General features: G+C 70.3%; 10 protein-coding genes and 1 pseudogene. 8 read left to right on the top strand and 3 right to left on the bottom strand.

Annotated elements, in window-relative coordinates:
• Positions 1-145 precede the first annotated feature (145 nt).
• From AB0F91_RS12835 to hisS, 8 genes and pseudogenes are all read left to right on the top strand, one after another.
• Positions 146-1,699 carry an NAD(P)-binding domain-containing protein gene (locus AB0F91_RS12835; protein ID WP_360597288.1) on the top strand — a complete coding sequence of 518 codons (1,554 nt, stop codon included), beginning with the start codon at positions 146-148 and terminating at the stop codon, positions 1,697-1,699.
• A 3-nt stretch (positions 1,700-1,702) separates the two neighbouring features.
• Entirely contained in the window at positions 1,703-2,746 is a 1,044-nt protein-coding gene (locus tag AB0F91_RS12830) for an alpha-hydroxy acid oxidase (RefSeq protein ID WP_360597286.1), read from the top strand.
• Complete coding sequence (locus tag AB0F91_RS12825) at positions 2,743-4,134, top strand: cytochrome P450 (RefSeq protein WP_360597285.1); 1,392 nt, start codon at positions 2,743-2,745, stop codon at positions 4,132-4,134. The genes AB0F91_RS12830 and AB0F91_RS12825 overlap by 4 nt, the downstream gene beginning before the upstream one ends.
• Positions 4,134-5,414, top strand: a complete 1,281-nt coding sequence (locus AB0F91_RS12820) for a cation:proton antiporter (RefSeq protein WP_360597284.1) — start codon at positions 4,134-4,136, stop codon at positions 5,412-5,414. Before AB0F91_RS12825 ends, AB0F91_RS12820 begins: the two co-directional genes overlap by 1 nt.
• Before the next feature lie 87 nt (positions 5,415-5,501).
• Positions 5,502-6,149 carry a response regulator transcription factor gene (locus AB0F91_RS12815; protein WP_220246266.1) on the top strand — a complete coding sequence of 216 codons (648 nt, stop codon included), beginning with the start codon at positions 5,502-5,504 and terminating at the stop codon, positions 6,147-6,149.
• A 2-nt stretch (positions 6,150-6,151) separates the two neighbouring features.
• Entirely contained in the window at positions 6,152-7,330 is a 1,179-nt protein-coding gene (locus AB0F91_RS12810) for a HAMP domain-containing sensor histidine kinase (RefSeq protein WP_360597282.1), read from the top strand.
• Between the two features lie 287 nt (positions 7,331-7,617).
• Positions 7,618-8,002: pseudogene (locus tag AB0F91_RS12805) on the top strand (hypothetical protein).
• 30 nt (positions 8,003-8,032) lie between these two features.
• On the top strand, positions 8,033-9,328 hold the full coding sequence (hisS, locus tag AB0F91_RS12800) for a histidine--tRNA ligase (protein WP_360597281.1): 1,296 nt from the start codon (positions 8,033-8,035) through the stop codon (positions 9,326-9,328).
• Positions 9,329-9,654: 326 nt separating this feature from the next.
• Here the strand turns inward: hisS and AB0F91_RS12795 are convergent, their stop codons facing one another.
• Genes AB0F91_RS12795 through AB0F91_RS12785 form a run of 3 tightly spaced genes read right to left on the bottom strand, consistent with a single transcriptional unit; the run spans position 9,655 to position 12,735 of the window.
• Positions 9,655-10,446: an alpha/beta hydrolase gene (locus tag AB0F91_RS12795; RefSeq protein WP_360597280.1), complete on the bottom strand. Its 792-nt coding sequence runs from the start codon at positions 10,444-10,446 to the stop codon at positions 9,655-9,657.
• Positions 10,446-12,113, bottom strand: coding sequence for an FAD-binding dehydrogenase (locus tag AB0F91_RS12790; protein ID WP_360597278.1), 1,668 nt, complete (start codon positions 12,111-12,113; stop codon positions 10,446-10,448). Before AB0F91_RS12790 ends, AB0F91_RS12795 begins: the two co-directional genes overlap by 1 nt.
• 1 nt (position 12,114) lies before the next feature.
• The gene (locus tag AB0F91_RS12785; protein ID WP_360597277.1) at positions 12,115-12,735 is read right to left on the bottom strand and encodes a TetR/AcrR family transcriptional regulator; all 621 of its coding nucleotides are present in this window, start codon (positions 12,733-12,735) and stop codon (positions 12,115-12,117) included.
• Positions 12,736-12,793 lie beyond the last annotated feature (58 nt).

Raw genomic sequence — 12,793 nt, 5'->3', positions numbered from 1 at the left:
AGGGCACCTTGAGGGACACTCCTTCAAGGTGCCCTTCACGGTTTCTCACCTACCCACCCGCTGCTCGGGATCTCTGAGCCTTTTCTGAGATCTCGGGTTCAGGCTGTCGGCCGTCAGGCGAAGATCGAGGCTGGAGGCCGGTGTGGTGGACGACGTTCTGGACTATCTGGTGGTCGGCGCGGGGCCCGCGGGCCTGCAGCTCGGCCGGCAGCTCGAACAGGCGGGTCACCGCTACCTCTTGCTGGAAGCGGGCCCCACGCCGGCCACGTTCTTCACCAGATTCCCGCGTCACCGCACGCTGATCTCGGTCAACAAGAAGCACACGGGCTGGACCGACCCGGAGCTCAACCTGCGCGTCGACTGGAATTCACTCCTCGACGACGGTCCCGACCCCCTGCTGTTCACCGACTACAGCGCCGAGCTCTTCCCGCCGGCCGAGACGTTCGTGCGTTACACCGCCGACTACGCAGCGAAGCACAAGATCGCCATCCGTTACGACACCCGGGTGACGCGGATCAGCCGTGACGCGGAAAGCGCTCTCTTCACACTCACCGACGGCGATGGGAACACTTACACCACTAAGCGCCTGATCATGGCGACTGGCGTGACGAAACCGTACATCCCCGACGTTCCGGGCATGGAGCTCGTGGACCAGTATGCCGACTTCGACACCGACCCGGCGCAGTTCACCAACAAGCGCGTGCTCATCCTCGGCAAGGCCAACTCGGCCTTCGAGACCGCCGACAGCATCAACGCCTACGCGGCCGTGCTGCACGTCGCCGGTCCGCGGCCGGTGAAGCTCGCCTGGCGCACGCACTTCGTCGGCCACCTGCGCGCCTTCAACGCCGGCGTCCTCGACATGTACCAGCTCAAGCTGCAGCACGCGATTCTCGACGGCGACGTGCGCGAGATCCGCAAGGACGAAGACGGCTACCACGTGAAGTTCGCCTTCGTCCGAGCCGACGAGGTGGTCAAGGAGATCCGCTACGACCGCGTGATCGCCGCCACCGGCTTCCGCTTCGACGCCTCCATGTTCGACGAGGACTGCCGCCCCGAGCTCATGATCAACGACCGCTTCCCGGCGCAGACGTCGTCGTGGGAATCGGTGAACGTGCCCGGCCTGTACTTCGCCGGCACGATCACGCAGGCCCGCGACTTCAAGAAGGCCACCAGCGGGTTCATCCACGGCTTCCGCTACGGCGTGCGCGCGCTGTCGAAGGTGCTCGAAGAGCGCTACCACGACAACGAGTGGCCGCAGACCGTGCTCAAGGCCGAGACCGGCGAGCTCGTGGACGCCGTGCTCAAGCGGATCAACCGCACGTCCGGGCTGTTCCAGCAGTTCGGTTTCCTCGCCGACATCCTCGTCGTCGAGGGCGGCCAGGCGTGCTACCTCGAGGAGATGCCGGTGGCCCGCTTCGCCGACACCCCGCTGGGCGATGCCGAAAACGCCTTCCTCATCACGCTTGACTACGGCCCGGACCACGACAAGGTCGACCCGTTCGACTTCACCGTGAAGCGCGCGAGCCAGGACGTCGCGAACGACAGCGGCGAGGGCCACTACCTGCACCCGATCATCCGCCACTACCGGCGGGGCGAGCTCGTGGCCACGCACCACGTGACGGAGAACCTCGAGAACGAGTGGGACCGCCCCGTGCACGTGGAGGCGCTCACCAAGTTCTTCACCGACCAGCTGGCCTGAGCCGTGCGCACGATCGCGGAACTCGAAGCCGCGGCGCGTGAGCGGCTCGACCCGGCGCACTACGACTTCTACGCGGGTGCCGCCGGCGACGAGCTGACGCTTCGGGCCAACGAAGAGGCGTTCTCCCGGCGCGTGCTCGTGCCCCGGGTGCTGCGGGGCGCGGCCAAGCGCGACCTCGCGACGGAGCTGGTCGGCTCGCCGCTGTCGATGCCGGTGCTGGTGTCGCCGACGGCGTTCCACCGGCTCGCGCACCCCGACGGTGAGCTGGCGACGGCGAAGGCGGTCGCGAAAGCCGGCACGGTGCTGGTGGTGAGCATGGCCGCGACCACGGCGGTGGAGGACATCGCCGACGCCGCGCGCCAAGCCGCGGCCGACCCGGCACTGTGGTTCCAGCTCTACCTGCAGCCGGACCTCGAGTTCACGGAGTCCGTGGTGCGCCGGGCCGAACGCGCAGGCGTGCGGGCGGTCGTGGTCACGGTCGACTCGCCGGTGTTCGGGCGGCGCGAACGCGACCACCGCAACGGTTTCCACGACCTGCCGCCCGGGCTGGTCGTGGAGAACCTGCGCGACGGCTCGGGTCGCGTGCGCGACATCGAGATGTCGGCCGGGTTCACGTGGGAGCACGTGGCCTGGCTCAAGCGCACGACCGCGCTTCCCGTGCTGCTCAAGGGAATACTGCACCCGGACGACGCGCGGCTCGCGGTCGAGGCGGGCGTCGACGGGCTCGTGGTGTCGAACCACGGCGGCCGTCAGCTCGACACCGCGGTGTCTACTGTGGACGCTCTGCCCGAGCTGGCCGAAGCCGTGGCGGGCACTGTCCCGCTCGTGCTCGACGGTGGCGTGCGGCGGGGCACCGACGTGGTGAAGGCGCTCGCGCTGGGTGCCACCGCCGTCGGCGTGGGCCGGCCCGTGGTGTGGGGCCTCGCCGCGGCGGGTGAGGAAGGGGTGACGGAAGTGCTGGAACGCCTCCGAGAAGAGACCGACCACACGTTCGCGCTGTGCGGGGCCACCGCATCGGCAGACCTGACCGCGGACCTCGTCCGATGAGGCGGCTGCTCACGGCCGCGCTGGCCGCCGGGCTCGTCGGTTCGCTGCCGAAGTGGCTGCCCGGCCGTGTGGTCGCGCTGCGGGTGAAGATCTTCGCGCTGGTCAACGGCGAAGAAGGCCTGCCGATCCCCGGTGACCGCGTGGGGGTCAAGGACTTCCGCCGCGTGTACGCCGACCCGGCGGCCAACGGCCGCAGCAAGGGCGCGGCGCTGTCGGACCTGTTCTGGTACTGGCTCGCGCCCGGCCCGCAGGTCCACCAGGAGCACCTGGAGGCCGGTCCGCGCTACGACGAAGTCGCCAAGACGACCCGCCACATCCTCGTGAAGACGCGCGCGGAGTCCGAAGAGCTCACTCGCCGCGTCACCGAGCACGTGCTCGACGGCCTGGAGATCGGCGACGGCAAGCACATCCGGCTGCGCGACGAGATGATGCCGATCTGGGCCGAGCTGTACTACGAGCTCGTGTTCGGCGAGCCGTGCCCGCCCGAGGCGCGCGACCTCATCGTGGGCCACGCCGACGACGTCGTCTCGGCGCTGAAGTGCGTGCGGCCCCGCAACATGCGCCGCCGCGCGAAGCTCACGAAGTACCTGCGGCGCCGCCTCGGCGACATCCCGCACGCGCTGCCGACCCGGCTCACGCGCGACGAGCAGGTGTTCTACCTGCAGGGCACGTTCTTCAACACCGCAGTGGTGCAGATGTCGGAGGCGATGGCGCACCTGCTGATGATCATCGCGCAGCACCCGGACGTGCAGCAGCGGCTGGTGGCGAACCCGGACGACGACCAGTATCTCGACCGCGTGATCGACGAGGGCCTGCGCACCTACCCGCTCTTCGGCATCGCCCACCGCATCACCACCGGCGCCATCGAGCTCGACGACACGACGATCGACGCCGGCACCGTGCTGCTGTTCAGCTACCCCGACTTCCACCACGCGGGCTTCGAGCGGCCCGACGAGTTCGACCTGGCGCGCTGGGAGCCACCGGCCGGTTGCCCGGCGCACGCTGCCGCGCCCAGCAACGCGCCGGCGGGGTTGTCCAAAAAGGACGCGAACTTCCTGCCCTTCGGCGTCGCGCAGAACCGCGCGTGTCCGGCTCGCGGGCTGGCGCCGATCACGATGCGCGTGGTGACTCGGGAGTTCCTGCGCCGCTACTCCGTCGCGTCGAGCGCGGCTCACACGCGCTCGATCCCCAACCGCGGCCCGGTGTTCCTCACCCCGCGCGGCTCGGCGCGCTCGACCCGCGGCCCGCTGGCGTACCTCGCCGTGCGCGACCGCTGGGAAGACGTGTGGCGCAGCGTCGCCCAGCTCGTGTTCGGCACCTACATGGTGCTCGACGCACGGCAGAAGCGTTTGTGCGTGAACTACTTCGCGAACCACGGAGGCGAATGATGTCCGCGACCGAAGCGGCGCCGGCGTTTTTCCTGGCGGTGGTGGTGATCCTCGCCGTGGTGCGGCTGGTGAGCGCACTCGCGGTGAAGATCGGCCAACCGCCTGTGGTCGGTGAAATGGTGGCCGGCGTGCTGCTCGGGCCGTCGCTGCTCGGACTGCTCTGGCCGGGTGCGCAGGAGGTGCTCTTCCCCGACGACGTGCGGAAGCTGCTGTACCTCGGTGGGCAGATCGGGCTTGTGATCTACATGTTCGGCGCGGGCTACGAGTTCCGCGTCGGGTCGGTCAAGAGCTCGGTGCGCACGGTCGCGGCCGTGTCTTCCGCCGGCACCGTCGTGCCGCTCGTGCTCGGCGTCGGGGTCAGTGTGCTCGGCGCCGGCTGGGTGGGCATCTTGAAGCCGGGCGTGTCGCCGGTGGTGTCGGCCGCGTTCGTCGGAGTGGCCATCGCGATCACGGCGTTCCCGATGCTGACGCGGATCATCACCGAGCGCGGCATCGCGTCGACCCGTTTCGGTTCGCTGGCGCTGGCGTGTGGCGCGCTCGACGACGTGCTCGCGTGGATCCTGCTGGCCGTGGTGCTCGGCATGCACGCGGGCTCGGCGGGACCGGTCGCGACGGCGGTCGGCGGCGGGCTGCTGTTCGCGCTGCTCGTGTGGCTCGTCGTCCGGCGCGTGCTGGCGAAGATGATGACCAGTCCGCGCGTGACGGTGGACCAGCGCGTGCTCGTGACGGCGATGATCCTTTTCGCGGCGGCGTGGTTCACCGACACCATCGGGCTCTACGCGGTGTTCGGCGCGTTCGTGATCGGCATCGCGTTCCCGCGCGGTGAGGCGTCGGACAAGGTGCTCGCGAAGGTGATGCCGCTCGGGCAGATCGTGTTCCTGCCGCTGTTCTTCACCTATTCCGGCCTCAACACCCGGTTCGCGCTGCTGGCCGACCCGAACCTGTTGCTGTTCGCGGTGGTCTGTGTGGTGGTCGCGGTGATCGGGAAGCTCGGCGCTTCGTGGGGCGCGGCGCGGCTGGCGGGGGAGTCGCAGCCGATCGCGCTGCGCGTTGGGGTCCTCGTCAACGCGCGGGGCCTGATGCAGCTGATCGCGCTGAACGTCGGGCTGGCGGCGGGGATCGTGTCGCCCGCTCTGTTCACCGTGCTCGTGCTGGTGGCTCTGGTGACGACGATCATGACCTCGCCCGTGCTCGGCTGGCTCGATCGCCGCGATCGGCGGAAGTACGCGGCCGATCAGCTGCCGGAGTTCCTCCTTTCGGCCCAACCCGCTGGTAAGTGATCGATTCCCTACGAAAGTTGAGGGTTCAATCGGCGATCTGACTGCGAGTATGAACGCGTGCACGAAGAGGCAGGAACGGCAGCCCGAGTGCTCCTCGTGGAGGACGATCGTGAACTGGCCGGAATGTTGTCCGAGCTGCTCACCGACGAGGGCTACGAGGTCGAGCTCGCCCACGACGGTCAGCGCGGTTTGCACCGCGGTCTCACCGGGCACCACGACGTGATCATCCTCGACCGGCGGCTGCCGGTGATGGACGGGCTCGAGGTGCTCGCCGGGCTGCGGCGCCGGGCCGTGACCGCCCGCGTGCTGGTGCTTTCGGCGCTGGGCGAGCTGGCCGACCGCGTCCACGGCCTCGACGCGGGCGCCGACGACTACCTGGTGAAACCGTTCGAGACCGACGAGCTGCTGGCCCGGCTGCGCGCCTTGTGCCGGCGGGATCTCGACGGTGCGGAGTGCCTGCCGCTCGGCACCGCGGCGCTCGACCTGCTGCGCCACGAGGTCGTGTTGCCCCGCGGCGAGCGCGTGACGTTGTCGGGGCGCGAGTTCGAGCTGCTGCGCACGCTCGCGCAGCGGCCGAAGGCCATCCACCCCCGGGAGGCGCTGCGCACCCACGTGTTCGCCGACTCGACGGGGGAATCCATTGTGGACACCTACGTGTACTACCTGAGGCGCAAGCTGGGGCGCGAGGTGGTGAAGACCGTCCACGGCCTGGGTTACCAGATCGGGGCCATGTGACGGTGATCGTCGATCCCGACGCACGGGCGCTGCGGCGCGCGCGGCGGACGATCGCGAGCCAGATCGCCGTGGTGATCACGCTGGTCGTGCTCGCCGCCGGCGCCATCGCGTACGGCGTGCTGGTGCACGGCCAGCGCGAGGAGGTCGACCGGCAGATCGACTACACGCTGGCCCAGGGCCTGTCGGCGACGCCGCCGGGCTGCGTGTTCCTGGTGACGCCGGCCGGGCACGTGCCCGCCGCGTTGCCGTTCGCGCCGCCGCCCGCGCCCGCCGTGCCGCCCGGCGGTTCCGTGACCACGGAACAGGCACTGGCCGGCTCGACCTACACGGTCCGCGCGGTGGACCGCGGTGGCCAGGTGTGGCAGGTCTTCGTCGACCAGCGCTACCAGGCCGCCGACCGGCAACAGCTGCTGATGGGCCTGGTGATTGCGGAACTGGTGGTGCTGCTGGTTTCCGTCTTCAGCGGCTACGTCCTGGCCGCGCGCGCGATCCGGCCCCTGGGCGAGGCGTTGCGGCGCCAGCGCACCTTCGTCGCCGACGCGTCGCACGAGCTGCGCGCGCCGCTCACCCGCCTGCACACACGCGCGCAACTGCTCGCGCGGCGGGCCCGGGTGGCGCCGGTGCCGTCGAACGACCTGGACCTGCTGGTGTCCGGCACACGCGAGCTGGGTGAGGTCGTGGAGGACCTGCTGCTGTCGACGCAGGCATGCAACGAGCGACCGTTGCTGGAGCCGGTGGAGCTGGGTCTGCTGGCGGAGCAAGCGGTGGAGGCCGAAGCCGTGCGCGCGGGGGACCAGCGCGTGCGGATCGAGGTGCGCCGCTCGCCGGGACTTCTCGACGTGGTGCCGGGCGTGCCGGCGGCGTTGCGGCGGGTGCTGTCGGCGTTGCTGGACAACGCGATCGGCCACACTCCGCCCGGCGGGTCGATCGAGGTGACCCTGGAGAACCCGGACGATCGGCACGTCGAGATCCGCGTTGCCGACACCGGTGTCGGCTTCGCGCAGCGGGATGCGGAGCGGTTGTTCGAGCGGTTCGCCCACGGCGACCAGGGCGAGGGCCGCCGGTTCGGGCTCGGCTTGGCGCTGGTGCACGAAGTCGTGACGGGCCACGGCGGAACCATCGCGGCGGCTGGGGTGCCGGGCGTCGGGGCGACGTTCACGTTGAGGTTCACGCGGGCCTGAGCACTCGTCTCGTCAGGAGACCGAGCTCGGCTGTGCAGTGGTTGAGAACCGGGTGGAGCAGGCGCTGCGCGACGCGGCCGAGTTGACCGACGCGCAGTGCCACGGTGACCAGCTCGGGCCGCTGCACGGGGGGTACTCGATCAAGGATCTCGCTGATCCGGTGCCGACGTTCCGTTCACCATGCTCACGACACCGCCAACTTCGACCGGGCTCACGCGGCATTAACCGTGACAGCGTTTTAAAACGTCGTTATGGTTGCTTCCGGAACGCTCTGGGAGGAGAAAGCCATGCCCGGACCGGTCCGGCTGTTCACCGTCATCGCCCTCGTGTCGCTGCCCACCGTGATGTACGGCGGCTACGCCCTGATGGGGCTGCTCGAGCGCGGGGTGCCCAACGACCGGCAGAACAGCTTCTTCCGCGCCGGCCATGCGCACGCTGGGGTGCTGCTCGTGCTCGTGCTGGTGGCGTTGCAGGTGCTCGACCGCAGCGAGCTCGGGGACACCGGGCAGTGGGTCGCGTGCTTTCCTCCTGCTGTTCGGCGTGCTGGCGCAGTCGGGTGGGTTCTTCCTGTCGATGCTGCGCACGCGCCTCGGCATGGCGACCACCGCGACCGGCGCCGTACTGCTGGGCGCCGCGACGCTGCTCACCGCGTATGGGGTGGCGTTCCGTTGAGGGTTGGGCGCGGTCGTTAAGCTTGATGACGTGCCTGAATACCTGTCGACCGCGCCTGTCAAGGGGACCCGAGACTTCGTCCCCGCCGAAATGTCCGTTCGCACGCAGGTGTTCGGCCATCTCTACGACGTCCTGGAGCGCTACGGCTTCCTGCGTTACGACGGTCCCGTACTGGAGCCTGCCGAGATCTACGAGCGGAAGTCGGGCCAGGAGATCGCCGACCAGCAGCTCTACACGCTGACGACGAAGGGCGGCGAGCGCCTCGCGCTGCGCCCGGAGATGACGCCGTCGGTGGCCCGGATGATCGCCGGCAACGCGAAGTCACTGTCGTTCCCCGTGCGCTGGTACAGCCACCCGAACTGCTTCCGCTACGAGCGCCCGCAGCGCGGCCGCGTGCGGGAGCACTGGCAGATCAACGCGGACATCTTCGGTTCCGAGAGCGCGAACTGCGAGATCGAGATGTTCGAGCTCATCCACGACCTCATGGAGTCGGTGGGCGCGTCCTCGGACATGTTCGCCGTGCGCGTGAACGACCGGAACCTGCTGACGTCGGCGCTCACCGACGTCGTGGGCGTCTCCGCGGAGCACCTGCCGGCCGTGTTCGGCCTGGTGGACCGCTGGGAGAAGACGTCCGCGGAGGAGCACGCCACGTCCGCCGAAGAGATCGGGCTCACGGACAAGCAGTTCGAGAAGCTCACCGAGGCCCTCGGCTCCGGCGCCGCGCTGCTCGACGAGCTGCCCGCGGAGGTCAAGGAGCAGTCCAACCTGGTGCGCGTGCTGTCCAGCTCGGCCGCGAGCCTGGTGAAGTTCGAGCCGATGATCGTGCGCGGGCTGGCGTACTACACGTCGACGGTTTTCGAAGTCTTCGACACCTCGCCGAAGAACCGCCGCGCGCTCTTCGGCGGCGGCCGCTACGCCGACCTCGCCTCGCTGTTCACCAAGGAACGCATCCCGGGCATCGGCTTCGGCATGGGCGACGTGACGCTCATCGACTTCCTCGACACCCACGGCCTCACGCCCGCCCCGCGCAACGAGGTGGACGTGATGGTCATCCCGGTCACGGAGGAGCTCGCCGACGCCGCCCGGCAGGTCGCGACGTCCCTGCGCCGGGCCGGCCTCCGCACGTCGACCCCGATCGAGCACCGCAAGCTCGGCAAGGAGCTGACCCGCGCCGACAAGGCCGGCGCGGCGGCCGTGGTGATCGTGGGCCAGGAGGACTGGGACGCGGGGAACGTGACCGTCCGGAGCCTGGCCACGCGGGAACAGCAGCAGGTCGCGCTGGCGGACGTTGCCACGACGGTGGGTGGGCTGGTCACGCCGGCTTGAACTTCCTTGTAGATCACCGGAAACAGCCCTGCCGGCGCGACACCGGCGGGGCTGTTTTCGGTGCGGGGACAGCGAAACGCGACGCTGCGGTTCGGCCGGCTTCGCCCGCCGCGGCGCGAATGCGTCGCGGCGGGCCGTTCCGTTGCGGGCCGGTTACGGGTCGGGCGAGCACGACCGTTGGGCACGCTCGTTGTTGCGTGCTCTCCTTCCCACCTACCCACGAGCCACCCAAACCGGAACAGCCCCGCCAGGCGAAAGCCGGGCGGGGCTGTTCCGTGTCTCCCGCGCGCCCGCTGACCCGGTCCCGCCCCCTCGGCGGGGCCGGGTCAGGGCTGGAGGGAGAAGGAGGCGACCAGCGAGGCGACTTCGTCCGGCTGGTCGACGAACGGGGCGTGACCGGCGTCGAGGAACCTGACCTCGGCGCCGGCGGTGCGGTAGCGGGTGGCGGCGGAAGTGTGGTCGTAGAGTCGGTCGCGGCGGCCGAGGATCGCGAGGGTGGGCAGGCCGAGCGCGGAGATCTGCGCGTCGAGCGGGTTGGCGGCCAGGCGGTGACGCCGTTCGGTGAGGACGGCGTGGGCCATGGCCGGGCTGGTGGCGGAGAAGTCGGCGTGAGCCTGGCGCAGCGGGGTCCGGCGCAGGACGAAACCGAGTGGGGCCGGCGAAACCAAGCGGTGCAGCAAGCGGCCGACGAACGGTGCCGCGAGCAAACCGTTGCCCGGCGGGAACGTGGCGTGGCTGTAGTCCGGCGCTTGCCCGATGAGGACGGTCCGGGTCACCGCCCCCGAAAGCGAAGCCAGTGCCAGCACCACGTCGGCGCCGAAGGAGTGGCCGACGGCCGCCACGTGGCCGGCGCCGAGGAGCTTCAGGGCGCCGGCCAGGGTCGTGGCCTGGGAGACTGCGTCGAGGCCGGTGTGGCCGCCCGTGCAGCCGTGGCCCCGAAGGTCGGGGCGCAGCACGCGGAAGCGGTCGGCCAGCAGGGGCGCCAGGCGGTCGAAGGAGTGCAGTGAGCCGCTGAAGCCGTGCACGAGCAGCATGGCCGGCGCGTCGGCGGGGCCGTCTTCGCGCAGGTGCAGGGCGACCCCGTCGACGTCGAGGACGGTGCCGGTCGGTCGCCGCATCACTCCACCGCCCGGGCCATGGCGCGTCCGGCCGCGCGGCCGGAGAAGATGCAGCCGCCGAGGAACGTGCCCTCCAGCGCATTGTAGCCGTGCACGCCACCGCCGCCGAAGCCCGCGACCTCGCCCGCCGCGTACAGGCCGGGCAACGGCGCACCGTCGGCCCGCAGCACCCGCGAGTCGAGGTCGGTCTGCACGCCGCCCAAAGTCTTGCGCGTGAGGATGTTCAGCCGCACGGCGATCAATGGCCCGTGCGCCGGGTCGAGGATCCGGTGCGGCTTCGCCACGCGCGCTACGCGGTCGCCGACGAACTTGCGCGCGTTGGCCACTGCCATCAGCTGCAGGTCTTTCGAGTACCGGTTCCCGACCTCCAGGTCACGCGCCACGATCTGGCGTTCCAGCGTCGAAACGGCCAGCGCCGGCCCGCGCGCGATCTTGTTCATTCCCTCGACGAGCGTGGCCAGATCGTCAGCCACCACGAAGTCGACGCCGTGTCGCTTGAACGCGTCCACCGGTCCCGGCGCGCCCTTCGCGGCGCGGCTGAGCAGCGTCTGCTTCAGGTCCTTCCCCGTGATGTCCGGGTTCTGCTCGGAGCCCGACAGCATGAACTCCTTCTCGAGGATCGACTGCGTGAGCACGAACCACGAGTAGTCGTAACCGGTCGACAGCACGGCCTTCAGCGTCTGCAGCGTGTCGAACCCCGGGAAGTTCGGCGCGGGCAGCCGCACCCCGTTGGCGTCGAACCACATCGACGACGGACCGGGGATGATCCGGATCGCGTGGTCCGGCCAGATCGGGTCCCAGTTGTGGATGCCCTCCACGTAGTGCCACATCCGGTCGCGGTTCACCACGCGCGCGCCCGCCGCCTCGCTGATGCCGATCATGCGACCATCCACATGGGCCGGAACGCCGGGGATCATCGTCTTCGGCGCCGGGCCCAGCCGGTCGACGGGCCAGTTCAGCCGCACCAGCTCGTGGTTGTGGCCGATGCCGCCGGAGCTCACCAGCACGGCCGGCGCGGACAGCTCGAACTCACCGGCGGCGACCCGCGAAGACTTCTTGCCGCGCGGCAGATCACTCGGTTCCAGCACGGTCCCGCGCACGCCCGTGATCACGCCGTCGGTCTCCACCAGCTCGTCGACCTGGTGCCGGAATGCGAAGCGCACTTGGCCGCGCTGCTCCGCCGCCAGCACCGGCTCGGCGAACACCCGCACCACCTCGGGCCCGGTGCCCCACGTCAGGTGGAACCGCGGCACGGAGTTGCCGTGCCCGCCGGCCTTGCCACCGCCGCGCTCGGCCCAGCCGACCAGCGGCGTCACGCGCAGGCCCAGCTCGTGCAGGTAGCCGCGCTTCTCATAAGTGGCGAAGCGGACGTACGCCTCGGCCCACTGGCGCGCCCACCGGTCCTCGTCCTCGCGGTCGAAGCCGGCCGAGTCGAGCCAGTCGCGCAACGCCAGCTCGTAGGCGTCCTTGATCCCCAGCCGGCGCTGCTCGGGGCTGTTCACGAACAGCAGCCCGCCCAGCGACCAGAACGCCTGGCCGCCGAGGTTCGCGCGGTTCTCCTGGTCCAGCACGAGCACGCGGCGCCCCGCCTTCACCAGCTCGTGGGTCGCGACCAGCCCGGCCAAGCCGGCGCCGACGACGATCGCGTCCGCTTCGAAGGCGTCCAACTCAAAGCTCCTCGGTGTAAGCCGTGATCACCTGTACACACAGGTCGCGGCGCCGCTGCCACACGAGCGGGTTGTCGGGGTCCATCAGGCATTGCACGCTGGTGCCGTCGTGCATCGCCACGAGCGCCTGGCCCAACGCCACGGGGTCGGGGATCGAGCGGCCGGCCCGCGCGAGCAGCTCGACCATCAGCGGCATCAGCGCTTCGGCGATCGCCTCCTCGCGCGCGGTCATCACGCGCCGCAGGCCGGGGTTGCGCAGGGCGTGGGCGGTGAACTCGGCGCTCACGCGGAACCACGCGTCGTCCACGGGGATCGCGGGCAGCACGCGCTCGACGACCGCCCGCACGTCGGGCAGATCGACCGGCGTGAACGCGTCGAACGCCGCGCGCACGGCCGCGATCATCGCCGCCGACCGCCCTTCCCACACGGCCAGGAACAGCTCGTCGAGCGAGGCGAAGTTCGAGTAGAACGCGCCGCGTGTGTAGCCCGCGCGCTCGCAGATCTGCTCCACTGTGGACCGTCCGAAGCCCGCTTCGGCGAACACCGGAAGCGCGGCCTCGAGCAGGCGACGGCGGGTCTCCGCGCGACGGCGCGGCACGCGGTCCGCCGCCGGTTCGATCATCAGGCCTCCCGCTTTCGATACGTCAGCGTACTCAATACGTCGGTGTATCGAAAGGGAG

Source organism: Amycolatopsis sp. NPDC023774, assembly GCF_040639695.1.
Lineage (GTDB): Bacteria > Actinomycetota > Actinomycetes > Mycobacteriales > Pseudonocardiaceae > Amycolatopsis.
This window is presented reverse-complemented; position numbering and strand designations above follow the sequence as displayed.